The organism is Streptomyces venezuelae (assembly GCF_008642335.1).
GTDB classification, from domain to species: domain Bacteria; phylum Actinomycetota; class Actinomycetes; order Streptomycetales; family Streptomycetaceae; genus Streptomyces; species Streptomyces venezuelae_F.
In genome coordinates, this window is record NZ_CP029191.1 from 957,507 (window position 1) to 982,561 (window position 25,055).

Below are 25,055 nucleotides of genomic sequence, written 5' to 3' on the forward strand. Positions count from 1 at the left end.
CGAAACCCTTCCATCCGTCCCCGCCTTCACGTCACGCGGGATCATTCGATGGCTTCGCTTGTGCGTACGGTTACGGGCGAGGCAACGGGGGCGGGGGAAGCCATATGGGGGGCCACCGGCCGTCGGACTGGCATGTGCTGGACCTGGATAAGGATCCGACTCCCGGTGATCCGCACCGCGTGCGGTCGCTGGCCAAGAACCTCCACGACTTCGCGGACGACGTCGGCAGGGTCCTGCGGGACATCAAGGGGATGGCGGGCGACGAGGCCATCCTGAAGTGGGTGGGCAAGACCGCCGACGCGTTCACGGAGAAGTTCGAGGACGCCCCGGACAAGCTGAAGAAGCTCAAGAAGAGCTACGAGATGGCGGGCGACGCGCTGTCCGCGTACTGGCCCGAGCTGGAGCGTGCCCAGTCGCTGGCCGACAAGGCGCTGGTCAAGGGCCGCGAGGCGCAGGCGGATCTGTCGTCCGCCAAGTCCCGGCTCTCCTCCGCCGACTCCTGGGTGGAGAAGGCGGGCAAGGAAGCCGACAAGTACAAGGACAAGCCGGGCGGCGGCAAGGACGTGCCCAAGCCGGACGAGGACAAGGTCAAGGCCGCCACCCGCAACGCGCACTCCGCCGAGAAGGCCCAGAAGTCCGCCCAAGGCGACGTGGACTCCGCCAAGAGTGCGCTGGAGGCGGCGAAGAAGATGGCCGCCGACGCGCGCAAGATGCGCGAGGAGGCCGCGGGCACCGCGAAGAAGAAGATCGACGAGGCCTCCGACGCGGGCATCAGGAACCGCAAGTGGTGGGAGGAGATCGGCGACTGGGTCTCCGACAACTGGGACACCATCGTCGCCGTCTGCAAGGTCGTCGTCGCCGTCGTCGGGATCATCGCGATCATCGTGGGTGGGCCGATCCTCGCCGCCATCGTCATCGTCGCGGGCGCCATCGTGCTGGCCGACACCTTGAGCAAATACGCAAAAGGACAAGCCACCCTCATGGACGTGGCGTTCGCCGCCATGGACTGCGTCCCCGGCATGAAGGGCCTCACTACCGCCGCCAAACTCGGCAAGGGGCTGAAGGGCCTCAAGGGCATGGCCAAAGGCCTCAAGAACGGCCTGCGGCGCGGCGCGGACGACGTGGCGACGAGCAAGCCCGCCAAGGCCCGCTGCAAGAACGGCGACCCCATCGACATGATCTCCGGCGAAATGATCATGGAGGATACCGATGTCGAGCTGCCTGGCCTGTTGCCGCTGATCCTGCGCCGCACCCACCTCTCCACCTACATGTCGGGGCGCTCGTTCGGGCCTTCATGGGCCTCCACATTCGACGAACGACTCGAACTCGACCATGAGGGTGTGCTCTTCGCCAGCGAGGACGGCATGATCCTCGTCTATCCAGTCCCCGTTCCCGGCACCGCCGTCATGCCTGTGACCGGACCGCAATGGCCGCTGAACTGGGACGGCACCCCAGGCGCCCCTATGCGCATCACCGACCCCACCACCGGCCGCACCCGTCACTTTGTGGCGGCCACCGAAGGCACCGTAGCCGACGAGGCATTCACCATGCCGCTCGCCGCTGTCTCGGACCGCAATGGCCATCGCATCGACTTCGACCGAAGCCAGGACGGCGCTCCCATTGCCGTGCGCCACTCCGGCGGCTACCACATCGATGTCGACGTCCAACACGGCCGCGTCACCGCGTTGCGCCTGCGTGCCGGCGAGGAAGCGCCCGACACCACCACACTGATCCGGTACCAGTACGACACAAGCGGTCGGCTTGTCGCGATCCGCAATTCTTCGGGGCTGCCCTACGAGCTGAACTACGACGAATATTCCCGTATCACGTCGTGGACCGACCGCAACGGGACCTGCTACCGCTTCACTTACGACGACGAGGACCGCTGCACGGCCGGGGACGGCACCGATGGCTTCCTCAACTGCACCATCACTTACGACCCTGACAGCCGTACCACTATGTACACCGACTCGCTCGGTCACACCACCCGATACGAGTACAACGAGCGTCTCCAACTCATCGCGGAGACCGACCCTCTGGGCAACACCACACGCAGTATGTGGAACAGCCGCGACCAGCTTCTGGCCAGAGTCGACCCCTTGGGGAACAGCACTCGCTATGCCTATGACGATGCCGGGAACCCGGTTACGGTCACCCAACCCGACGGCAGCGTCACGACCGCTGTCTTCAACGAATACCACCAGGCGGTGACCATCACCGATCAGGACGGCCTGATCTGGTCCCACGCGTATGACGAGCGCGGCAATCGCTTGAAGACCGTGGACCCGGCTGGAGCCGAGACACACTTCACGTTTGACGAGGCGGGGCGCCCCGCCTCCGTCACCGACCCGCTCGGCAGGGTTCAGCGGGCCGTGTGTGACCCGGCAGGGCTGATCTTGCGGATCACAGGCCCTCTCGGGCAGACGACCGAGGTCAGTCGGGACGCCTTCGGTCGCATTCGCACCCTCACGGAGCCATCCGGAGCCGTCACCCGCTTTGAATGGACGGTTGAGGGCCTCCTCACCCGGCGCGAACACCCGGACGGGGCTGTAGAGCACTGGGAGCGAGACGGCGAGGGCAACGTCCGCAAGCACATCGACCCTGCCGGGCGCACCACACACCACACGTACACGCACTTCGCGCTACCGACGAGCCGCCGAGACCCAGACGGCTCGGTGTACACCTTCGAGTACGACACCGAGCTGCAATTGCTCTCAGTGACCAACCCGCAACACCTGTCCTGGAGTTACGCGTTCGATCCTGCGGGACGCCTCATCACTGAGATCGATTTCAACGACCGTTGCCTCACCTACTCCTATGACGCGGCGGGTCGGCTGGCTACACGAACCAACGGCGCCGGGGAGACCATTCGCTACGAGCGGGACGTCTTCGGCCAGACTGTGCTGGCAAGCGCGGATGACAACATCACCTCGTACAGCTACGACCCCTACGGCCGTCTGACTCGGGCCGTCAATCAGCACACGAAAGTCGAGCTGGCCTACGACGCGCAGGGGCAGGTCGTACGAGAAAGCGTCAACGGGTACACCGTCTCGTCAACCTATGATCACGCTGGTCGACGGACGGTTCGCACCACCCCTTCCGGGGCGGTCTCCGAGTGGCAGTACGACGAAGCCGACCGGCCCATGTCTCTGACCATGGCCGGCACCCGCATGGAATTTCAGCACAGCGCCGCCGGATACGAGACCGGTCGGTTTTTCGGGGACGGTGTCGTCCTCGCGCAGAGCTGGGACACCGGCGGCCGACTGGCACACCAGACGATCGGCACGCGCGCCACTGCGCCCGACGGCACAGTGCGTCAGCGCACATATGTGTATGACGTCGAAGGCCAGATCACAGGGATGCGTGGAACGGCCGCTGCCAGTCGACAGTTCACTCTCGACACGATGGGCCGCGTCACCGGCGTCCACGGGTCCGGCTGGGACGAGCGCTACGCCTATGACAGGGCGGGCAACCTCAGCCGTGCCCAGGTGACCGCTGCTGGGCAGGGCGGCAAGGAGCCCGCCGGGGCGCAGGTGACGCCGCGAATCGACGCCTGGGAGACAACCGGGACTCTCCTGCACCAGGCGAAGCGCACCCGTCACGAGTACGATGCCCAGGGACGCCTGGTACGCCGCAGCCGCCAGCTGCTCAACGGGCAGCGACAGGTGTGGGAGTACAGGTGGGACGCGGAAGACCGGCTCACCCAGGTGACAACGCCGCAGGGTATGACCTGCCAGTACCGCTACGACCCGTTGGGGCGCCGCGTCGCGAAACACCTGCAAGCCTCGGATGGGACGGTCACGTCCAGCTTCACGTTCGCCTGGGACGGCAGCCTGCTCGTGGAACGGTCCACCGCCGACGGCACAGTGACGACCTGGGACTACGAGCCGGAATCGCACCGACCCTTGGCCCAGCTCGACCGCACCCAGGCGGACTACGACGTGCGGTTCCATGCCATAGTCACCGACCTGGTGGGCACACCTACGGAACTCGTCTCCACCGACGGCGCTGTCGCGTGGGAAGCTCACACCACCCTGTGGGGCACTGATCTCGCGTACACGCGCACCTCTGAAGTCGAATGCCCGCTGCGCTTCCCGGGGCAGTACTTCGATGAGGAATCCGGACTGCACTACAACTACGCCCGCTACTACGACCCGGAATCAGCCCGGTACATTTCCGCCGACCCACTCGGACTGGAGCCCGCGCCCAACCATCACGCCTATGTACCGAACCCGCTGACCTGGCAGGACCCTCTGGGTCTTGCCCGTCGAGGTCCCAAGGACCCGATTAACCTCAGCGAGGGCTACCGGGGCCGTATGGATACTTTCGACATCGGCCATGCCACAGACTTCGAAATGCACGTCTATGACAAGAACGGCCGCGAAGTCGGCTTGTACGGAAGTAACGGATGGTTCGACAAGCACCGTTTGAATTCTGATGTACAAGTGCCCCGAGGTGTGGAGAACCGACTCAAAGGTGAGGCAGTAAAGTTCATGCGCAGAACCGGTCGCATCGGCCCTCGTGGCACCGAAGACATCTCCGGGGACAAATGGAAACGGCCGCGCCTGAAGGGATCCTGCGGATGAAGTACGTGAAGGTCGACTGGAACGCCGAGCTCCACGGGTTCCGCACCGATGCGCGTGACTACCTTGCCGCGCTTCCCGACTTCCGGGACGAGCTTCCCGAAGGGGCACGTGCCTTTGCCAGCGAGGCCGGGCACTACGACTACTCCAGCGAACGGTGCATCAAGGATCTGGAACTGTCTGACATCTGTCTGCCGACGGCGACCATGGGAGGTCCCGGAACGGCTTCGATCAGCTTCCGCTCCAACCAGTGGAAGCACACCGTCGGGCTGCGGATCGAGTACACCGGCGTCACGCACTTTTCGGTCGACTATGAAGCGTCGATCGACTGGATGGAGGCGATTACGGTCCTTCTGGACGAGACGCTGCCCCACGAGGACGGCATCGTTCACGAGATCGAGCTGACCGACGCCACCATCAAGGTTCGCTGTGCCGATCTGAAGGCAGTATGGGGGGAAACCCCGTAACATCGGCGCCTGCGGGGCCCCCCTCCTGACCCCCTTCACCGGCACCGGCGGCCAGCACCGTCTCGCGGAACGACGTGACGACCGGGCGCAGGTCGACCCGGTGCCACACGGCCCACAGCCGGACGGACCGCGGGAACCACGGGAGTTCGCGGACGGTCACCCCCTCGGTGCCGCCGCGCACCATGCTCTTCTGCACGAACGCGAGCCCGAGGCCGGACGCCACCAGGCCGAGCGCGGTCAGTGGCTCCGGGGCCTCGAAGCGGATGTCGGGGGCGAACCCGGCAGCGGCGCACGCGGCGACGAAGTCGTCCCGCCAGACGTGGTCCTTGCCGTCCTCGACGGCGATCCAGGGCAGGCCGTCGAGATCCTCTGGCCGCACCTCGTCGGTATCGGCGAGCGGGTGGCCGCCTGGGACGGCCAGGAGCAGCGGGTCCGCCAGGAGCAGCGCGCCGCGCAGGTCGGGGTCGTCCGCGGGCGGCGCCTCCGGGACCAGGGCGATGTCGAGGCTGCGCTGGCGCAGGCCCTCGAACTGTTCGGGGGCGGGGAGATCGTAGAGGGCCACGTGGATGCCGGGGCGGCCCTCGTTGAGCGTGCGCAGGGCGCCGGGCAGCAGACCGGTGTGCATGGCGTCACCCACGTATCCCACGCACAGGCCGCCCTCGTCGCCGCGGCCGAGGCGCCGTCCGAGGTTCTCGAGGCGGTCCGCGTGCCGCAGCAGGGCGGTGGCCTCGGCGAGGAAGACGCGGCCGTCGGAGGTGAGCCGCAGGCGCTGCTGGCTGCGCTCGAAGAGCGTCAGGCCCAGGTTCTTCTCCAGCTGGGCGATCTGGCGGCTGAGCGGGGACTGCGAGATGTGCAGGCGCTCGGCGGCCCGGCCGACGTGCTCCTCCTCGGCCACGGTCACGAAATAGCGCAGTTGTCGCAGGTCGAGCATGTGAGACCTCGGGGGACTGAAGTATGACCAAGCAAGTCTTGGACAGTCTGACCCGTCGATCCTAACCTCGGAGGAGCAAGAGCCGCGGAAGCGGAGAAACCGCCTGCATCCGCCCACCGCGCTTTCACCCTCCCCACCACGTAAGGATCTTTCCCATGGGCATCACGTCCCTCCTCCCCGGCCGTCTCGGCTTCGGCACCGCCCCGCTCGGCAACATGTTCCGCGCCATCCCCGACGACGAGGCCCGCGCCACCGTCGAGGCCGCCTGGGACCACGGCATCCGCTACTACGACACGGCGCCCTTCTACGGCGCCGGACTCGCGGAGACCCGGCTCGGCGAGGTGCTCGCCGGCAAGCCCCGCGACTCCTACGTCCTGTCCACCAAGGTCGGCCGCGTCATCCTGGACGAGCACGAGACCGCCACGCCGGACTTCGGTGAGAAGGGCGGCCTCTTCGAGCACGGCAATCCGAACAAGATCGTGCACGAGTGGACAGCCGACGCCACCGAGCGCTCCATAGAAGACAGCCTGAAGCGCCTGGGCACCGACCGACTCGACATCGTCTGGGTCCACGACATCGCCCAGGACTTCCACGGCGACCAGTGGCTGCAGAAGTTCGAGGAGGCCCGCACGGGTGCCTTCCGCGTCCTGTCCCGGCTGCGCGACGAAGGCGTGATCAAGGCGTGGGGCCTCGGCGTCAACAAGACGGAGCCCATCGAGCTGACCCTCGGCCTCGACGAGCCGCGCCCCGACGGCTTCCTCCTCGCCGGCCGCTACACCCTCCTCGACCACGACCACGCCCTCCAGCGGCTGCTGCCCGCGGCCCAGGAGCAGGGCGTCGACATGGTGGTCGGCGGTCCCTACAGCTCCGGCATCCTCGCGGGCGGCACCCACTTCGAGTACCAGGAGGCGCCCGCCGACATCGTCGAGCGCGTCGGCCGCCTCAAGGCACTCGCCCAGAAGCACGGCGTGAGCATCAAGGCCGCCGCCCTGCAGTTCTCCCTCGCCCACCCCGCGACCGCCGCCGTCATCCCCGGCGCCACCCGCCCCAGCCGCATCGCCGAGGACACGGCCGCCCTGAACGAGGACGTCCCCGAGGCCTTCTGGACGGACCTCCGGGCCGCGAACCTCGTCAGCCCGGCGGCGCCGCTCCCCCACGACGCCTGACCCGCCGCGGACCTCGCTCAGCCGCGCTTGAAGACCGCGACCGTTCGCGCCGGGACGGAGAAGGAACCCGAACTCCTCTCGTACGTCGACGACTTGACGGTCCGGTCCGAGCCCGACCTCTGGACCGGGTGCAGGGCATAGCGGGTGCCCCGCACCTCCGCGACCCGCTGTCGCTGGGTCCGCGGGCTCGCGTTGAGGACGACCACGAGGTCGCCGACCTTCATGGTGATGACGCCGGGGATCTCCTCGACGGTCCCGGACAGCGGGAAGGACAGGGCCGACTGGACCTTCCCGGCCGTGGCCAGGGAGAAGGCCGGTTCGGTCGTCCGGATGCGCAGCAGGTCACGGTACGCCGCCGACGTGCTCTCCATGTCCTTGCAGTTGGGGGTCAGCTCGGCCGCGGACGACAACAGGGGCTTGGCATAGGGCCACTTGTCCTTGTTGTCGGCGGCCGGGGGCAGGCCCCGGCCGAAGCCGTTGCCCGCGCGGCAGTCCCAGTTGATCGTGTTGAACCAGTCGCCGCTGTCGAACGAGTTGCGGTCCAGGGACTTGGAGCGCAGCAGGTCCGTTCCCGCCTGGGAGAGCGCGGGGCCCTGGGAGAGGGCGGCGGTCGCCATGGCGAGGACCTGCATACGGGCCCGGTCGGCCGTCGTCGTGGCCTTGGGCAGCTTGAAGGCGAGCGCGTCGTACAGCGATTCGTTGTCGTGCGCGTCGGCGTAGGAGAGCGCGTCGCCGGGCTGTGCCGCGTATCCGGCGGGGGCGCCGTTGTAGTCGACGTCGGCGCCCTTGACCGTACGTCCGGCCGAGTCCTTGAAGGTGTAGTCGGCGAGGTTGCCGGTCAGGCCGACCTTGATGAGGTCCTGGTAGTGCAGGAGGCGGGCCTTCTGTTCGGCCGGAGTGCCGTTGGACCGGGATGAGTTGGGGTCCGTGTACAGGCCGCTGGCGAAGCCCTGTACGCCCGGGTCCCCGTCGAACGGGCCGCCGCCGCGCAGCGCGTCGCGCGACCGGTCCGAGAAGGTCGCTACGCCGGTGCCCGCCATGTTCTTCTGCGTGGCCTGGACGAAGCGGGCGTCGTCGGCGACCTCACCGAAGTTCCACCCCTCCCCGTAGAGGACGATGCTCTTGCCGTCGACGCCGTCCTTCGCGGGGGTCAGCGCGTCGAGCGCCTTGCGGACGGCGAGAATGTTGGCCTTCGGGTGGTGTCCCATCAGGTCGAAGCGGAAGCCGTCGACCTTGTACTCCCGCGCCCACGTCACGATCGAGTCGACGACGAGCTTGCCCATCATCGCGTTCTCGGGTGCCGTGTTGGCGCAGCACGTGGAGGTGGCGACCGCGCCGTCGGCGTCCAGACGGTGGTAGTAGCCGGGCACGATCCTGTCGAGCACGGACTTTTCGGCCTGGCCGCTCGCCACGGTGTGGTTGTAGACGACGTCCATCACCGTGCGCAGCCCCGCGCCGTTGAGACCCTGCACCATCTTGCGGAACTCCACGGTGCGGCGGGTGCCTTCGGGGTCGCTCGCGTACGAGCCCTCCGGGACGGTGTAGTGCAGCGGGTCGTAGCCCCAGTTGAACGCGTCCTTGCCCGCGCTCTTGGTGACGCACGCCTGCTGTTCCTCGGAGTCGGGGGCGTACGCGGGCAGGTCGCAGTCCGGCGTGGACTGTTCGGAGGTGCGCTCGGGGACGGTGCCGATGTCGAAGACCGGCAGCAGGTGTACGTACGACGTGCCGGCGCGGGCCAGGCGGCGCAGGTGCTTCATGCCGTCGGACTTCTCGTCCGTGAACGCCAGGTACGTGCCCGGGTGGTCCGACGTGCGGTCCGCGACGGAGAAGTCCCTGACGTGCAGCTCCTGGATCTGCGCGTCGCGCAGCGGGGTCGCCTTCGGCTTGCGCAGCCCGGCCCAGCCCTTGGGGGCGAGCGCCGGGTCGGTGAGGTCGACGGCGAGGCTGCGCCCGGAGCCGGTGGTGAGCGCGGTGGAGTAGGGGTCGGTGACCTTGTTGGTGACGACCTTGCGGACGCTCGGCGCCCACACCGTGACGACGTACCGGTAGGCCTTGCCCGACCAGTTGCCGGGCCCGGTCGCCGACCAGACCCCGGAGGCGCGGTCCCGGTGCATTGTCACCGTGCGGCCGCCGATGTCGAGCGAGACCTTCTGCGCGGTGGGGGCCCAGACGGCGAGGGTGACGCGGCCGTGCGCGAAGCGGGGGCCGAGGGTGGCCTTGGTGGCGGCCGCGCCGTACAGGTCGTCGAGGACGCCCTGGGTCTGTACGCCGGTCGCGGAGCGCAGCGTGCCGTCGGCGGACCGGGCGGTGGCGACGAGCTGGGCGGTGAGGGCGGTGCGGACGAGGTGGCGGTCGCGGGGCTCGACGGTGAAGGCGGCGTAGCCCTTGAGGTGCGGGTACTTGGCCTGCTGCGCGTCGGTGAGGCCGCCGTCCACGGGGGTGAGGCGCAGACGGTGTGTCGCCGCTCCCCCGATGTCGCCGGCCTCGACCGTGAGGCCGCCGCGGGGTGCGTACAGGAGCTCGTGGCGGCTCCCCGCGCCCGCGTCCCAGGCGATGGTGTTCCTGTCGATCCACTGGGCCCGCGACGTGGACAGGTCGAGCGGATCGGCCTGCTCGGCCGCGGCGGACGGTGCCGACGGGGCCATCGGTACGGCCGTGGCGGTCAGGGGCACGGTGGCGGCGAGCAGGGCGAGGGCCACGGTCACGGCGGCGCGGCGCGGGGAGCCGGTCACGGCGGTTTCTCCTTGAGGGGCGGGGAGGAAAAAGGGAGAGAAGGGTGCGGCCGCCCGGCAGCGGGGACAAGGATGGGCCGGGCGGCCGGTCGGTGGGGGCCGGTCAGCAGTTCTTGGCCCCGGTGTGCAGCGCGAGGGCCGCGTTCGGGGCGACGGACGCCGTGAACTGTCCCGAGCCGTTCACGCTGACGCTCCTGCCGCTCTGCACGTCGCAGTACGTGCCCGCCGCCAGGGAGGTCTGGAAGGTGCGGTTGACGGTGGACCCTTCGTGGTTGATGACGACGTACGCCTTGTCGCCGCGGCCGAAGGCGATGGTGTTGTTGCCGTTGTCCCACCAGTTGGTGACCGACGCGCCGCGCGCGTTGTTGCGGAACTTGACCATGCTGCGGATCTCCGGCCAGGCGTGCTGGCACTTCCAGCCGTCGCTGTAACAGGTCTTCACCTGGCCGCCGTTGGGCGATCCGGCGTCGGTGTCGCTGAACTCGTAGCCGGAGTGGACGTCGGGCGAGCCGTAGGGCCAGGCCAGCATGAAGACGTGCGCGAGGGTGTAGTTGGCACCGTCCTTGTAGTTGAGGGTCTGGCCGTGGCGCTCGGTGTCGTGGTTGGTGACGAACACCGAGCTGGTGCCGCCGGGCATGTAGCCCCAGCCCTCGCCGTAGTTCTTCAGGTAGGCGAGCTTCTCGTTGTTGAAGACGCGCTTGAGGTCCCAGGCGTACCGGAACTCCTGCGGGTCGCCGGTCGCGGTGTACTCGCTCGGGGAGACGGGTTCACCCGCCCCGAACAGCGTCTCCTGCTTCCAGTAGACGTGCGGGTCGCTGAGCCGCGACTTGATGTTCTTCAGGTCGTCCACGGGCATGTGTTTGGCCGCGTCGATGCGGAAGCCGTCGACGCCGAGCGAGAGGAGGTCGTTGAGGTACGTGGCGATGCGTCCGCGTACGTAATTCTCGCCGGTGTCGAGGTCGGCGAGGCCGCCGAGCTCGCAGTGCTGGACGTTCCAGCGGTCCTGGTAGTTGCTGATGGCGGCCTTGCAGTCGTCCATGTCGGCGGACGAGTACGTGCCCGGGTAGTCGTACTTGGTGAAGCGGGAGCCCGCCGAGCCGGTGCCGGACGCGTTGGTCATGTGGTTGATGACCGCGTCGGCGACGACCTTCACGCCGGCCGAGTGGCAGGTGTCGACCATGCTCTTGAACGCGGCGCGGTCGCCGAGCCGGGTGCCGATCTTGTAGCTGACCGGCTGGTACGCGGCCCACCAGGCGTCACCCTGGAGGCGCTCCTGCGGCGGCGACACCTGCACGTACCCGTAGCCGTCCGGGCCGAGCCGATCCGTACAGGCCTTGGCGACGGACTTGAAGTTCCACTCGAAGAGGACGGCGGTGACGTCCTTGCCGCCGGGCGGGGCGGCCTGGGCCGCGGGGGCCCCGGCGACGACGCTGCCCGCGAGACCCGCCACGAGGGCGAGCGCGGTCGCGACGGGTCTGCGGCTCTTCGTGGTCCGGCCGGTCATGGGGGTACCTCCTGCGCGTTGGGAGAACCTTCGACGAGTGCGGACTTCAGTGACTGCCTCAGCTCAGTGACCGTCTTCAGCAACTTCTTGCAGCAAGTCCGCACAACTTGTTGCGGGTTGGACCGTATGGCGCTCCCCGCACCGGGTCAACCCTCTGGACACACCCCGGTCGAACCGCGCACCACGAGCTCCGGCTGGAAGACGAACTCCGTGCGCTGCACCGGGTTTCCGTCGATCTCCTCAAGGAGCGCGCCCACCGCCGCGGTCGCCATGGCCTGCACCGGCTGGCGCACCGTGGTCAGCGGCGGGTCGGTGAAGGCGATGAGCTGGGAGTCGTCGAAGCCGACCACGGAGACGTCGCCGGGCACGGTGAGGCCGCGTTCGCGCACGGTCCGCACGGCGCCGAGCGCCATCAGGTCGCTGCCGCACACCATCGCCGTGCACCCGAGGTCGAGCAGCGCTCCGGCCGCGGCCTGCCCGCCCTCGACCGTGAACAGGGTGCGCCGCACGAGGCGTTCGGCCTCCGCCTGCGGCAGCCCGAGCATGCTGTGCAGGGCCGCCGTGAAACCCTCCGCCTTGCGGCGCGAGGGCACGTACCGGGTCGGGCCGATGGCCAGACCGATCCGCTCGTGGCCGAGGTCGACGAGGTGGCGTACGGCCATGCGCACCGCCGAGCGGTCGTCGGGCGAGACGAAGGAGACCGGGATGTCCTCGTTGTAGCCGTTGACGAGGACGAACGGCACCTTGCGGTGGGCCAGTTCGCGGTAGCGGGCGGTGTCGGCCGTCATGTCGGCGTGCAGGCCCGACAGGAAGATGATGCCGCTGACCCCGCGGTCCTCCAGCTGTTCGACGAGCTCGTCCTCGGTGGCACCGCCCGGCATCTGCGTACAGAGCATCGGGGTGTAGCCGTGTCCTGCCAGGACCTGCTCGATGACCTGCGCGAAGGCGGGGAAGATCGGGTTGGTCAGCTCGGGGATGACCAGGCCGACGAGTCCGGCGCTGCGCCGTTTCAGCCGGGTGGGCCGCTCGTAGCCGAGGACGTCGAGGGCGGCGAGGACCCGGCGCCTGGTGCCGTTCGCCACCCCCGCCTTGCCGTTCAGGACCCGGCTCGCGGTGGCCTCGCTGACGCCGGCCTGGGCCGCGATGTCCAGGAGCCGCGGGGCGCCCCGGTGGGCGTCCCGCGGCGTGGAGGGCAGCGTCACACCGCCCACCAGACGGTGGTGTCGGCGGGCAGGAGCACGGCTCCGTCCACGACCTCCGCCTCCTCGCTGCCGAGCAGGACGCGGCCGGGGGCCGGGAGCCTGACCGTCTCGGCGGTGGTGTTCACGGTGCACACGAAGCCCTCGCGGGCGAAGACGAGCACGCCGTCGGGTGCGTCGAGCCACTGAACGGCGCCGCCCGCGCCGAGCCCCGGCTCCGTGCGGCGCACGGCGAGCGCGCTGCGGTAGAGCTCCAGGGTCGAGCCGGGGTCGCCGGTCTGCGCCTGCACGCTCAGCTCGCCCCAGCCCTCGGGCTGCGGCAGCCAGCTGCCGCCCGTGCCGAAGCCGTACGACGAGCCCTCCGTGGTCCACGGGATGGGCACCCGGCACCCGTCCCGGAAGCCGTCCTGTCCCGCGGCGCGGAGGAACGACGGGTCCTGGCGCACCTCGTCGGGCAGGTCGGTGACGTCGGGCAGGCCGAGCTCCTCGCCCTGGTAGAGGTACGCGGAGCCGGGCAGCGCAAGCATCAGCAGGGTCGCCGCGCGGGCGCGGCGCAGGCCGAGCTTGCGGTCGCCGGGGGTGCGCAGCTGGGTGCCGAGGCCCGGCGGGTTGGCGAGACGGGTGGCGTGCCGGGTCACGTCGTGGTTCGAGAGCACCCAGGTGGCGGGGGCGCCGACGGGGCCCATCGCGGCCAGCGACACGTCGATGACCTCGCGCAGCTCGGCGGCGTCCCAGGAGGTGCCCAGGTACTGGAAGTTGAAGGCCTGGTGCATCTCGTCGGGCCTGACGTACTGGGCGGCCCGCTCGACGGTCGGCGTCCACGCCTCGGCGACGAGGATCCTCTCCCCCGCGTACTCCTCCAAGACCTGCCGCCAGCTGCGGTAGATCTCGTGCACGCCGTCCTGGTCGAAGAACGGCATGGTGTCGTTGCCGAGCAGCTTGAGCTGGTCGTGGCGGCCGATGTCGGGCAGGCCGGCCTGCTTGACCAGGCCGTGGGCGACGTCGACGCGGAAGCCGTCGACGCCCATGTCGAGCCAGAACCGCAGGATCGAGCGGAACTCGTCCTGGACGGCGGGGTGTTCCCAGTTGAAGTCGGGCTGCTCGGGTGCGAAGAGGTGGAGGTACCACTCGCCGTCGGGTACCCGGGTCCAGGCGGGGCCGCCGAAGATGGACTCCCAGTCGTTGGGCGGGAGTTCGCCGTCGGCGCCCTTGCCGGGGCGGAAGTGGTAGCGCTCGCGGAGCGGCGATCCCGGGCCCTCGCCCAGGGCGCGGCGGAACCAGTCGTGGCGGTCGGAGGAGTGGTTGGGCACCAGGTCCACGATGATGCGCAGGCCGAGCTCGTGGGCGTCGCGGATGACCGCGTCGGCGTCGAGGAGGCTGCCGAACATCGGGTCGATGGCGCGGTAGTCGGCGACGTCGTAACCGGCGTCCGCCTGCGGGGACGCGTAGAAGGGGCTGAGCCAGACGGCGTCGACACCGAGGTCCCTGAGGTACGGCAGCCGGCTGCGGATGCCCTCCAGGTCGCCCATGCCGTCGCCGTTGCCGTCGGCGAAGCTGCGCGGATACACCTGGTAGATCACCGCGTCGCGCCACCAGTCCGTGCGCGTCTCGGTGGCGGGGGCGGCAGGGGCAGCGAGATGCTGGGTCATGTCTTCCCTGGGGATCGAGTGTGGTGGGGTCGGCGGAGCGTCTCAGGACTTCGTCGCGCCCGCCGTCAGGCCGGAGACCAGGTGGCGCTGGGCGAAGCCGAAGATCACCGCGGCGGGCACCGCCACGATCACCGCGGACGCGGTCAGCGAACCCCAGTCGCTCGTGTACTGGTTGACGAAGGTCTGCAGGCCGCCGGCGAGCGTGAGGTTCTCCTCGCCGGTCATGAACGCGGACGCGTAGGCGACCTCGGCCCAGCCGGTGATGAAGCTGTAGAACCCGGTGACGGCGAGGCCGGGCTTGGCGAGCGGCACGATGAGCCGCCAGAAGGTGCCGAACGGGTTGAGTCCGTCCACCCGTCCCGCCTCGTCGATCTCGACCGGGATGGTGTCGAAGTACCCCTTCATCATCCAGGCGCAGAACGGTACGGCGATCGTCAGGTAGGTGACGACGAGGCCGACGGGCTGGTTGAGCAGCCCGAGACTGGCGAGCAGGTTGTACAGCGGCACGATGAGCACCGCGACGGGGAACATCTGGGTGATGAGGAGCAGCCACATCAGCGGCCGCATGCCGGGGAATCTGAAGCGGCTCACCGCGTACCCGGTCGTCGCCGAGATGAAGACGCCGATCACCGTGGTCAGCCCGACCACGATGAGGGAGTTGAGGAGCCAGTTCGGGAACTCGGTGTCGTTGAGGACGTGGTCGTAGTTGCCGAACGTGAAGTCCTTCACCAGGTCGGTGGAGAAGGCCTCGCTCTGCGGCTTGAACGACGTGACCAGGAGCCACAGGGGCGGCAGGACCGCGATGGCGCTCGCGAGCAGCAGCGTCACGTGCAGGGCGACCGAGGCGAGCGGGCCGCGCTCCTCGCGCCCCCTGGGCCTGCGCTTCTTCGCCGGGGTCGTCCCCTTCGTCTCCACGGTGGTCACCAGACCTCTCCTTGCTTGCGGAGTGCGCGGCGGTAGGCCACCGCGATGATCGACAGGAGGGCCAGGATGAGGACGCCCCAGGCCGCGGAGCCCGCGAAGTCGCGTGGGCTGACGACGAACGAGAGCCGGTAGGCGTACGTCACCAGGATCTCGGTGGCGTCTCCCGGTCCTCCCCTGGTGAGCAGGAAGATCACCGGGAACATGTTGAAGGTCCAGATGCCGCTGATCAGGATCACCGTGCTGGCGACGGTCCGCAGCCCCGGCAGGGTGATGTGGCGGAAGCGCTGCCAGGCGTTGGCGCCGTCCATCTCGGCCGCCTCGTACAGCTCACCCGGGATGGACTGCAGCCCGCCGAGCATGGCGACGAGCATGAACGGCACGCCGAGCCAGACGTTGACGGTGATCACGGAGATCTTTGCCCAGGTCGGGTCGTTGAGCCACGGGATCGCGTCGATGCCGCCGCCCTCGAGGATCTTGTTGAGGAGGCCCTTCTTCTCGTTGAAGAGCAGGCGCCAGGTGAAGACGGAGACGAAGGCGGGGACCGCCCACGGCAGGATCAGCGCCATCCGGTAGAAGGAGCGCCCCGCCAGCTTGCGGTTGAGCATCGTGGCGAGCGCGAGACCGAGCGTGAAGGACAGCGCGACGCAGGAGACGGTCCACACCACGGTCCAGCTGAGACGGTCCCAGAAGACGCCGTCGGAGAGGATCGCCTGGTAGTTGTCGAGCCCGACGGACTCGTACGTGGCGGGGATGTCGTTGACGCCGATGTGCCGCTCGACGTTCGCCTCGTTGGCGTTGGTCGTCGACAGATACAGGCCGCGCACCAGCGGGTAGCCGACGATCACGCCGATCACGGTCACCACGGGGGCGACCATGGCCCACGCGTACCAGTGAGTGGTGAGCGTCCTGCGCAGCCGCCCCGGTTTCTTGCCGGGCCGGTGGCCGCGGCCGCGGATGCTCTGGACATCCGCGGCCTTCACCACCGACTGGCCGGTCTCGACAGCCATGGGTCGGTCAGCCCTCCCTCTTCTTACTTGTAGTCCTTGAGGAGCTTGCGGTAGGCGTCACCGATGCCCTCGGCGCCCTTCTCGGGCGACGACTTGCCGCTGAGCACCTTCTCCAGCTGCAGGCGGATCGGCTCGAAGAGCGCGTTGGCCTCCGGGATCCACGGCCGCTGCACGGACTTGGCGACGGCGGGCTTGAAGAACTGCACCATCTGGTTGTCCTTGACGGACTTCACGTCGTAGACGGAGGTGCGGGTCGGCAGCAGGCTGAGCTCCTCGGTGGTCTGCTGCTGCACCTTGGCGGAGCTCATGTACTTGATGAACTCGTAGGCGGCGTCGAGGTTGCCGGAGCCGGCGTAGGCGGCGAGGTTCCAGCCGCCCTGCGGGGCGCCCTGGCGCTTGCTGCCGGCCGGGGCGGGGGCGACGCCGAGGTTGTCCTTGTCGGACTTGAACTGCTTGCCCTGCAGGGCACCTTCGATGGACCACGGGCCGTCGAGCGCCATGGCGACGTCGCCGTCCTTGAAGGCGTTGAGCTGGTTGTTGTAGCCGTCGCTCGCGTCGGTGACCGCCGCCTTGGAGTCGACCAGGTCCTTCATCACCGAGAAGGCCTTCGCACCCTCGGGCTCGTCGACCGTGACCTTCTTGGCCTTGGTGTCCAGGAGGTCGCCGCCCTCGCCGTAGAGGTACGGGAGGTAGTAGTACGGGTCGTCGCCGCGCAGGTACAGGCCGGTCTTGCCGGACTTCGACTTGATCTTCTTCGCGGCGGACTTCACCTCGTCGAAGGAGGTCGGCACCTCGACGCCCGCGGCCTTGAGCATCTTCTTGTTGTAGAAGAGCGCCAGGGTGTCGATGGTCTGCGGGGCGGCGTACGTCTTGCCCTTGAACTTCGTGCTCGCCGCGGCCTGCGGAAGGTAGTCGTCGGCCTTGTCGAGCGCGACGGTGTCGTCGAGCGGGGCGAGGTAGCCGAGCGAGGCGAAGTCCTGCGTCCAGGCGACCTCGGTGCGCATCACGTCGGGGGCACCGGAGTTGCCGCCCGCGGCGTTCTTGAACTTGGCGTTGGCCTCGCCGAACGGGACGTTCACATAGTTGACCTTGACGTCCGGGTGCAGCTTCTCGAAGCCCTTGGCGATCTTCTGGTACGCGCCCTTCTCGGCGTCGTTCGAGGTGTCCCAGAAGGTGACGGTGCCGGAGAGCTTCCCGCCCTTGCTCCCGCCGCTGCCTTCGTCGTCGCCCCCGCACGCTGCCGCTGTCATGGCCAGGGCCGCGATCAGCCCGGTGGCCGCAATGCCACGCCGCATGTGAACTCCTTCAACTGATCCCGGAATCACGGGGAGACGAAGAGGTGCCTCCTGCTGGCCGCTCTGGACGGCGGCGCCGGGTTGCCAGGAACGTAACAGCGTTGGAATGTCGCCGAAAGACCTTGCGGTAAATTTCTGCAAGGACCGGTGGTTCGTTACATCTGCGTGTCCTTACCGTGCCCGGGCCTGCGCTTGACAGGGCTTGCACGAAGATTCACGGGCAGTGTGCAATCACCCCGACGACAGGTACAGTCCAGTGCCATGACCGCACGGCTTGTCGACATCGCAGCCCACGCGGGGGTCAGTGAAGCCACCGTGAGCCGCGTCCTCAACGGCAAGCCCGGGGTGGCCGTCGGCACCCGCGAGGCAGTGCTCGCCGCCCTCGACGTGCTCGGGTACGAACGCCCGGTGCGCCTGCGACGGCGCAGCGCCGGGCTCATCGGCCTCATCACACCGGAGCTGGACAACCCGATCTTCCCCGCGTTCGCGCAGGTCATCGCCCAGGCCCTGACCCGTCAGGGGTACACGCCGGTCCTCGCGACGCAGACGCCGGGCGGCTCCACCGAGGACGAGCTCACCGAGATGCTCGTGGACCGCGGTGTCAGCGGCATCATCTTCGTCTCCGGGCTGCACGCCGACACCACCGCGGACATGGAGCGGTACGAGGTGCTGCGCGCCCAGGGCGTCCCCTATGTCCTCGTCAACGGCTTCTCGCCGGACGTGGCGGCGCCCTTCGTCTCCACCGACGACCGCGCCGCCGTGCGCCTCGCCGTCACACATCTGACCTCGCTCGGCCACACCCGCATCGGGCTCGCGGTCGGTCCGAAGCGGTTCGTGCCCGTGGTGCGCAAGATCGAGGGTTTCCGGCTCGGTCTCCTTGAGCGCCTCGGCCTCGACGACGAGGCGTCGGAGGAGCTGATCCAGCACTCCCTCTACACCCTGGAGGGCGGCCAGGCCGCGGCCACCACCCTCATCAACCGCGGCTGCACGGCCGTCGTCTGCGCCAGCGACATGATGGCGCTCGGCGCGATCCGGGCCGCCCGCGACCTCGGTCTGAGCGTGCCGCGGGACATCTCGGTCGTCGGCTTCGACGACTCGCCGCTCATCGCCTTCACCGATCCGCCGCTGACCACGATCCGCCAGCCCGTGCAGGCCATGGGCCAGGCGGCGGTCCGCGCGCTCCTGGAGGAGATCGGCGGGACGCCGGCGCCGCACGGCGAGTTCGTCTTCATGCCGGAGCTGGTGGTGCGGGGCTCGACGGGGTCCGGGCGCAAGGCCTGAGCCGCGGGGGGGTCACGCCGCCGCGACGAGCGGTTGCCACCACGAGCGGTTGTGCCGGTACCAGCGGGCCGTCTCGGCGAGCGCCGCGTCGAAGTCGGTGCCGGGCCGGTAGCCGAGCTCGCGGCTGATCTTCGTGTGGTCCACGGCGTACCTGCGGTCGTGGCCCTTGCGGTCCGTGACGTGCGTGATGCGCCCGGCGTCGGCGCCGCACAGGGCGAGCAGCCGCTCGGTCAGCTCCAGGTTGGTGAGCGAGGTGCCGCCGCCGATGTTGTAGATCTCCCCCGCCCGCCCCCGGGTGCGGACCAGTTCGAGGCCGCGGACGTGGTCGTCCAGGTGCAGCCAGTCCCGTACCTGCAGCCCGTCGCCGTACACCGGGACGTTCTCCCCGTTCAGGAGGGCCGTCAGGAAGCGCGGGACCAGTTTCTCCGGGTGCTGGTGCGGGCCGAAGTTGTTGGAGCAGCGGGTGACACGGACATCCAGGCCGTGGGTGCGGTGCTGGGCCAGGGCGACGAGGTCCGAGGCCGCCTTCGACGCGGCGTACGGGGAGTTGGGCCGCAGCGGGTCCTCCTCCGTGGCCGCGCCGTGCGGGATCGATCCGTACACCTCGTCGGTGGAGACGTGGACGAACGTCGCGACGCCGTGCCGGAGCGCGGCGTCGAGCAGGGTCTGGGTGCCGAGCACGTTGGTACGCGTGAACGCGGAGCCGTCCGCGATCGAGCGGTCGACGTGCGACTCGGCGGCGAAGTGCACCACCTGCCCGTGGTCCGCGGCCAGTTCGCCGACGAGCCGGGCGTCACACACGTCGCCGCGCACGAAGGCGAACCCGGGGTGGGCGCGGACCGCGTCGAGGCGGCCGATGCTGCCCGCGTAGGTCAGCTTGTCGAGCACGGTCACCTCGATGCCGCGCGGGCCCGCGGGGCCGAGGAGCGACCGGACGTACGCGGAGCCGATGAAGCCGGCCCCGCCGGTGACGAGGATGCGGTTGCCGTGGGGGCTGTGGCGGCCCGTGGGGTCGACGTGGTTCATGAGGTCAATTGCACCTTGCTGTGGTCGCCGATGACGAGTCGGTGGGCCTGGGGCAGCCGCGGGGCGGGGGCCACGACGGCGCCGCGGCCGATGAGGGAGGACTCGATGCGCGACGCGCCCTCCACGTCCGCGCCGCGCAGCAGCACGGAGTGGGCGATGGCGCTGTCCTCGACGCGGCAGTCCTCGGCGATGGCGGTGTACGGGCCGATGCTGGAGTTGCTGATGACGGTGCCCGCGCCGATCACCGCCGGGCCCACGATGCGCGAGCCGCGCACCACGGCGCCCTCGGCGAGGCGGACCCGGCCGAGCACGGTGCTGTCCGGGTCGACCTTGCCGTCGACGCGGCCCTCGATGCCGTCGAGGACCTGACGGTTGACCTCCAGGAGGTCGTCGACGCTGCCGGTGTCGCGCCAGGGCCGGGTGGTGGTCTCGGCGCGCACCCGCAGGCCCCGGTCGAGCAGCCACTGCACGGCGTCGGTGATCTCCAGCTCGCCGCGCACGGAGGGCGTGATCGCCCGTACCGCCTCGTGGATGTCCGTGCCGAAGGCGTACACGCCGATCAGGGCGAGGTCGCTGCGCGGCCGGTCGGGCTTCTCCTCCAGGCCCACCACGTCGCCGCGGGCGTCGAGTTCGGCGACGCCGAACGCCGTCGGGTCGGGGACGGGTGTGAGGAGGAGGCGGGCGGCTCCTGGCTGGGCGGCGGCGCGTTCGGCGAAGCCGGTGAGTCCTTCCTGGAGGTAGTTGTCGCCGAGGTAGAGCAGGAAGTCGTCGTCGCCGAGGAATTCCCGGGCGATGAGCACCGCGTGGGCGAGCCCGAGCGGCCGCTCCTGGTGGAGGTAGCTGACGCGCAGGCCGAAGGCACCGCCGTCGCCGACGGCCTCGCGGACCTCCGCGCCGCGTCGGCCGACGACGATCCCGGCCTCCCGGATGCCGGCCGCGGCGATGGCTTCGAGGCCGTAGAAGAGCACGGGTTTGTTGGCGATGGGCAGCAGTTGCTTGGCGCCTGTGTCGGTGAAGGGGCGCAGCCTGCTGCCCGTTCCGCCGGCCAGCACCAGGGCTTTCAAGGAAGCCGTCCGCGGGGCGGGTCAGCCTGGGGATGCGTTCTCACGGGTCCCTCCTCGCTTGCGAGGTCTCGACTCAACTTGCGAGATCTCGACTCAAGCAGAGCCGGACGTACGGCCGCAAGTGCTGTCTGAAACTTTCAGCAACCTCTTGCCAATTGTGGGGCGGCTTTGTTTGACTCGGTGCGCCTCGCCGGTCCCACCGCTCAACTTCGGTGCCGATCCGGAGAGTTCACCGGCACCACGCACACCGCACATCGCACGACGAACGGAGTGGGGCAGCAGTGACAGGTCACCGGCAGCGCGCACGGCTCGACCGGGAGGCGCGGCACCTCGCGCCCGGCGCCTCCGAGGAGACCGCCGCCGGGGAGCGTGTCTTCGCCGAGGGTTCGGGCGCCTACCTCACCGACCTCGACGGCAACCGGTACCTGGACTTCGCGGCCGGCACGCTCACGCAGTCGCTCGGCCACTGCCACCCGGAGGTCGTCGAGGCGCTCACCGCGCAGGCCGGGCGGCTGTGGAACGTGCACGACGCCGCGACCCCCGAACGCGCCGCGCTGCTCGAACAGCTCGCCCGGCTGCTCCCCGACCACCTCGACACCTACGCGCTCTTCTCCACCGGCGCCGAGGCCGTCGAGGCGGCCCTGCGGGTGGTGCAGGCCACCGCGCCCGCGGGCCGCAACCGGATCGGGGCGCTGCGCCACGGCTTCCACGGCAAGACGATGGGCGCCCGGATGCTGGTCCACTGGGACATCGGGCATCAGGCGTTCGCCGGGAACAGCGTCCTCGGCTACGCCCCCGACTGCTACCGCTGCCCGCTGGAGCTGACCCATCCGAATTGCGAGGTGCGATGCGCCTCGCTCGTGCGCAGGCACATCGCCGAGAAGCCGAACGTCGCCGCGCTGGTCTTCGAACCGGTGCAGGGCGCGGCGGGCGTCGTCGTGCCGCCGCCGGGCTACTGGGAGCGGATCGCGGAGGCCTGCCGGGTCAACGGTGTGCTGCTCGTCGCCGACGAGGTCCTGACGGGCGGCGGCCGCACCGGCGCCTTCCTCGCCTCCGAGCTGGTCGGAGTCGAACCGGACCTGGTCGTCCTCTCCAAGGGCATGGCGAACGGCTTCCCCTTCGCGGTGCTCGCCGGGCGCGCGGAGCTGCTGCGCTCCCCCGAGGCGGCGACGGCCGGTTCGTACGCGTCGACGTACGCGAGCAATCCGCTCGGCATCGCGGCCGCGCACGCCACGCTCGGTGTCATCGAGCGCGACGGTCTGGCCGAACGCGCCCGCGTCCTGGGCGAGTTGCTCGGCGCCCGGCTCGCGGCCCTGCGGTCCCGGTACGAGCAGCTCGGCGATGTACGCGGGCTCGGCCTCCTGTACGGCCTGGAGTTCGTCACGGACCGGGAGAGCCGCACCCCCGCGCCGGAGCTGGCCCGCGCGGTCCACTCCGCCGCGCTCGACCTGGGTCTGCGGACGGCGTTCGGCGGCCACATCATCCGCCTCGCGCCACCGTTCACACTCGACGAGGCACAACTCGACGCAGGTGTCGCCCTGTTGGAGCTGGCCGTCGAGCGAGCCGTCGCGCAGGTGGTGGCGGCGTGATCGTCGCGGAGAACCTCACCAAGGAGTTCCGCGTCGCGGAGCGCGGACCCGGCCTGCTGGGCAGCCTCGCGACGCTCCTCACCCGCGAGTACCGCACCGTGCGCGCCGTGGACGGCGTCTCCTTCGAGATCCCCGCCGGGTCGAGGACCGCCTACATCGGCGCCAACGGAGCCGGCAAGTCCACCACCATCAAGATGCTCACCGGCATCATGACGCCGACGTCGGGCCGCTGCCTCGTCGCGGGCATCGAGCCGTACCGCGAGCGGCGGCGCAACGCCCGCTCCATCGGTGTCGTCTTCGGGCAGCGCAGCCAGCTGTGGTGGGACCTGTCGGTGCCCGACTCGTTCCGCATCCTGCGCCGCGTCTACGACATCCCCGACCCGGTCTACCACCGCAACCTCGCGCTCTACCGCGAACTCCTCGACATCGACGCCCTCGGCACCACGCCCGTGCGCCGGCTCAGCCTGGGCCAGCGGATGCGCGCGGAGATCGCCGCGAGCCTGCTGCACGACCCGGCCGTCGTCTTCTGGGACGAGCCGACCATCGGCCTCGACATGGTCCTCAAGACGGCGGTGCGCGACCTGGTCAACCGCGCGCACCGGGAGCTCGGCACGACCGTCGTGCTCACCAGCCACGACATCGCCGACATCGCCGCGATCTGCGACAGCGCGCTGGTCGTCGACCACGGCCGGGTCGTCCACCAGGGCTCCATCCAGGATCTGCTGCGCACGGCGGAGGACCGCTCGGTGAGCTTCGACCACCGGGGCGGCCCGGCGCCGCATGACGCCCTCGATCTGATCGAGCGGGGCCTGCCCGGCGTACGGGCGGGTGTCGAGGACGGCGGGCGGATCCGCGTCGACTATCCGGCGAACCTCTTCGCCTCGCGCCAGGTGCTCACCTTCCTCCTGGACCACTTCGACCTCGTGGACTGCTATGCCCCGGAGCCGGACCTGGAGGAGGTGCTGCGGCGGATCTACGGCCGGGCGCCCACGCCCGTCGGCGGTCACTCATGAGCGTACGAGTGTCGCGCTACTTCCCCTTCGCCACCGGCGGCCTCCAGTCCCTGCTCCAGTACCGCTCGATGTTCGTCGTCACGGGCGTCACCGCCGCCGCGGGCGCCGCGGTCACCGTGTTCCTGTGGCGTGCCGTGTACGCGGACGCGCCGGGCGGCGGCACGGGCCCGGGAGGCTTCACCCCCGCGAGCATCACCACCTACCTGCTGGTGGCGCAGGTGCTGCAGGTCCTGCACGCCAACCGGGTCGACGACGAGGTGGCCGCGGAGGTCTACCGCGGGGACGTCGCCGTGATGCTGGTGCGGCCGGTCAGCTATCCGCTGGTGCGGCTCTTCGCGTGCCTGCCGGTGGTCGCGGCCAACGCCGCCCTCGTCGGCGTGCCGGCCCTGCTCCTCTTCTCGTTCCTCGTCCCGCTCACGACGCCCCGTCCCGTCGACGCCGCGCTGTTCGCCGTGTCCACCACGCTGTCGGTGCTCATCGCGTTCTGCGTGAACCTGCTGACCGGCATGACGGGTTTCGTCACCACGAACACGTGGGGCGTGCGGATGGTGAAGCAGAGCGTCGTGGCCTTCTTCGCCGGGCAGCTGGTCCCGATCGCGCTGATGCCGGGCCCGCTGGCGGCGGTCGCAGGGGCGCTGCCCTTCAAAGGGATGGTCGACAGCCCGTTGACGCTGCTCCTCGGCAGGTACGACGGGATGGGCGGGGCCGTCGCCGTGCTGGCCCAGCAGGCGGGCTGGGCGGCCGGTCTCACGGTGCTGTGCGCGGTGCTGTGGCGGGCGGCGCTCGGGCGTCTCGAGGTGCTCGGCGGATGACGCGCACACGTCTCGGCACGGCGCTCTGGTACGTCAGGCTCTCCTGGTTCCTCGGCGGGGTGGGCCTGCACCGCCTCGCCGCGTACCGGCTCGACTTCGCGCTCGGCGCCGGGGCCTTCCTGGTGCGGGTCGGCATCCAGACGGCGGTCGTCGGCCTGGTCTTCCGGCAGGTGCCCGCCGTGGGCGGCTGGTCGTACCACGAGGTCCTGTTCCTGCTCGGCTTCTCTCTTCTGCCGCGCGGCCTCGACCACCTCTTCACCGACCAGCTGTGGGAGCTGGGCCGCAAGCTGGTACAGCGCGGCGAGTTCTACCGCTATCTCATCCGCCCGGTGAATCCGCTCTTCTCGCTGCTCTCCGAGCGCTTCTTCCACCCCGACGCGCTCGGCGAACTCGTCGTCGGCGCGGCCCTCGTGACGTACGCGGGCACCTCGCTCGACCTGGACCTCACGGCCGTCCAGTGGGCGCTGGCCCCGCTGCTCGTGCTGTGCGGCGCGCTGATCCACACGGCGGTGAAGCTGTGCTTCGCTTCCCTGTCGTTCTGGACGGTGACGAGCCTGCCCGCGATGTACGCGGCGAGCCAGGTGTCGGAGTTCGCGGCGTACCCCCTCGACATCTACCACGCGTCGCTGCGCGCGCTGCTGACCTGGGTGCTGCCGTTCGCCTTCACGTCGTACGTCCCCGCCGTCTATCTCCTCTCCGGCGACACGGCGCTCCTGGGATGGCTGCCCGTGGTGACGGCCCTGGCGCTGCTGCTCGCTCTCGCCGTGTGGCGGCGCGGCATCAACACGTACGAGATGACAGGGAGTTGAGGTC

The 25,055-nt window shown here is 69.7% G+C and carries 17 protein-coding genes and 1 pseudogene; 8 read left to right on the plus strand and 10 right to left on the minus strand.

Features of this window, described 5'->3' with window-relative positions; translation table 11 throughout:
- Positions 1–134: 134 nt before the first annotated feature.
- The gene (locus DEJ49_RS04180; RefSeq protein WP_150182499.1) at positions 135–4,586 is read left to right on the plus strand and encodes an RHS repeat-associated core domain-containing protein; all 4,452 of its coding nucleotides are present in this window, start codon (positions 135–137) and stop codon (positions 4,584–4,586) included.
- Positions 4,583–5,050 (plus strand): hypothetical protein, encoded by a 468-nt coding sequence (locus DEJ49_RS04185; protein WP_150182501.1) that lies wholly within the window; start codon positions 4,583–4,585, stop codon positions 5,048–5,050. The genes DEJ49_RS04180 and DEJ49_RS04185 overlap by 4 nt, the downstream gene beginning before the upstream one ends.
- On the opposite strand, the gene DEJ49_RS04190 is transcribed toward DEJ49_RS04185, so the two are convergent.
- Positions 5,001–5,981 (minus strand): LysR family transcriptional regulator, encoded by a 981-nt coding sequence (locus tag DEJ49_RS04190; RefSeq protein WP_150182503.1) that lies wholly within the window; start codon positions 5,979–5,981, stop codon positions 5,001–5,003. The genes DEJ49_RS04185 and DEJ49_RS04190 overlap by 50 nt on opposite strands.
- 155 nt (positions 5,982–6,136) lie before the next feature.
- Between DEJ49_RS04190 and DEJ49_RS04195 the strand changes: the two genes are divergently transcribed.
- The gene (locus DEJ49_RS04195) at positions 6,137–7,147 is read left to right on the plus strand and encodes an aldo/keto reductase (RefSeq protein WP_150182505.1); all 1,011 of its coding nucleotides are present in this window, start codon (positions 6,137–6,139) and stop codon (positions 7,145–7,147) included.
- Between the two features lie 17 nt (positions 7,148–7,164).
- Here DEJ49_RS04195 and pulA read toward each other — a convergent pair whose 3' ends face one another.
- From pulA to DEJ49_RS04230, 7 genes and pseudogenes are all read right to left on the minus strand, one after another.
- Positions 7,165–9,879, minus strand: coding sequence for a pullulanase-type alpha-1,6-glucosidase (pulA, locus tag DEJ49_RS04200; RefSeq protein ID WP_317850439.1), 2,715 nt, complete (start codon positions 9,877–9,879; stop codon positions 7,165–7,167).
- Between the two features lie 106 nt (positions 9,880–9,985).
- A pseudogene (locus DEJ49_RS04205) lies at positions 9,986–11,383 on the minus strand (alpha-amylase); the annotation flags it as partial.
- 146 nt (positions 11,384–11,529) lie between these two features.
- Positions 11,530–12,585: a LacI family DNA-binding transcriptional regulator gene (locus DEJ49_RS04210; RefSeq protein ID WP_150182508.1), complete on the minus strand. Its 1,056-nt coding sequence runs from the start codon at positions 12,583–12,585 to the stop codon at positions 11,530–11,532.
- The gene (locus tag DEJ49_RS04215; RefSeq protein WP_150182510.1) at positions 12,582–14,231 is read right to left on the minus strand and encodes a glycoside hydrolase family 13 protein; all 1,650 of its coding nucleotides are present in this window, start codon (positions 14,229–14,231) and stop codon (positions 12,582–12,584) included. The genes DEJ49_RS04210 and DEJ49_RS04215 overlap by 4 nt, the downstream gene beginning before the upstream one ends.
- 42 nt (positions 14,232–14,273) lie before the next feature.
- A complete protein-coding gene (locus DEJ49_RS04220) occupies positions 14,274–15,158 on the minus strand; it encodes a sugar ABC transporter permease (RefSeq protein WP_409239140.1) in 885 nt (294 codons plus the stop codon).
- Entirely contained in the window at positions 15,152–16,162 is a 1,011-nt protein-coding gene (locus DEJ49_RS04225) for a carbohydrate ABC transporter permease (protein WP_150182514.1), read from the minus strand. The genes DEJ49_RS04220 and DEJ49_RS04225 overlap by 7 nt, the downstream gene beginning before the upstream one ends.
- A 23-nt stretch (positions 16,163–16,185) precedes the next feature.
- Complete coding sequence (locus DEJ49_RS04230; protein WP_150182516.1) at positions 16,186–17,457, minus strand: extracellular solute-binding protein; 1,272 nt, start codon at positions 17,455–17,457, stop codon at positions 16,186–16,188.
- A gap of 261 nt (positions 17,458–17,718) precedes the next feature.
- On the opposite strand from DEJ49_RS04230, the gene DEJ49_RS04235 reads away from it, so the two are divergent.
- The gene (locus tag DEJ49_RS04235; protein WP_150182517.1) at positions 17,719–18,738 is read left to right on the plus strand and encodes a LacI family DNA-binding transcriptional regulator; all 1,020 of its coding nucleotides are present in this window, start codon (positions 17,719–17,721) and stop codon (positions 18,736–18,738) included.
- A 12-nt stretch (positions 18,739–18,750) separates the two neighbouring features.
- Here the strand turns inward: DEJ49_RS04235 and rfbB are convergent, their stop codons facing one another.
- Together rfbB and DEJ49_RS04245 are read right to left on the minus strand one after the other, a co-directional pair.
- A complete protein-coding gene (gene rfbB, locus DEJ49_RS04240; protein ID WP_150182519.1) occupies positions 18,751–19,764 on the minus strand; it encodes a dTDP-glucose 4,6-dehydratase in 1,014 nt (337 codons plus the stop codon).
- Positions 19,761–20,828: a glucose-1-phosphate thymidylyltransferase gene (locus DEJ49_RS04245; protein ID WP_150182521.1), complete on the minus strand. Its 1,068-nt coding sequence runs from the start codon at positions 20,826–20,828 to the stop codon at positions 19,761–19,763. Before DEJ49_RS04245 ends, rfbB begins: the two co-directional genes overlap by 4 nt.
- Before the next feature lie 281 nt (positions 20,829–21,109).
- Between DEJ49_RS04245 and DEJ49_RS04250 the strand changes: the two genes are divergently transcribed.
- Genes DEJ49_RS04250 through DEJ49_RS04265 form a run of 4 tightly spaced genes read left to right on the plus strand, consistent with a single transcriptional unit; the run spans position 21,110 to position 25,051 of the window.
- Complete coding sequence (locus DEJ49_RS04250) at positions 21,110–22,417, plus strand: aspartate aminotransferase family protein (protein ID WP_150182523.1); 1,308 nt, start codon at positions 21,110–21,112, stop codon at positions 22,415–22,417.
- Positions 22,414–23,430 carry an ATP-binding cassette domain-containing protein gene (locus DEJ49_RS04255; protein ID WP_150182525.1) on the plus strand — a complete coding sequence of 339 codons (1,017 nt, stop codon included), beginning with the start codon at positions 22,414–22,416 and terminating at the stop codon, positions 23,428–23,430. The genes DEJ49_RS04250 and DEJ49_RS04255 overlap by 4 nt, the downstream gene beginning before the upstream one ends.
- Positions 23,427–24,242: an ABC transporter permease gene (locus DEJ49_RS04260; protein ID WP_150182526.1), complete on the plus strand. Its 816-nt coding sequence runs from the start codon at positions 23,427–23,429 to the stop codon at positions 24,240–24,242. Before DEJ49_RS04255 ends, DEJ49_RS04260 begins: the two co-directional genes overlap by 4 nt.
- Positions 24,239–25,051, plus strand: coding sequence for an ABC transporter permease (locus tag DEJ49_RS04265; protein WP_150182528.1), 813 nt, complete (start codon positions 24,239–24,241; stop codon positions 25,049–25,051). Before DEJ49_RS04260 ends, DEJ49_RS04265 begins: the two co-directional genes overlap by 4 nt.
- Positions 25,052–25,055 lie beyond the last annotated feature (4 nt).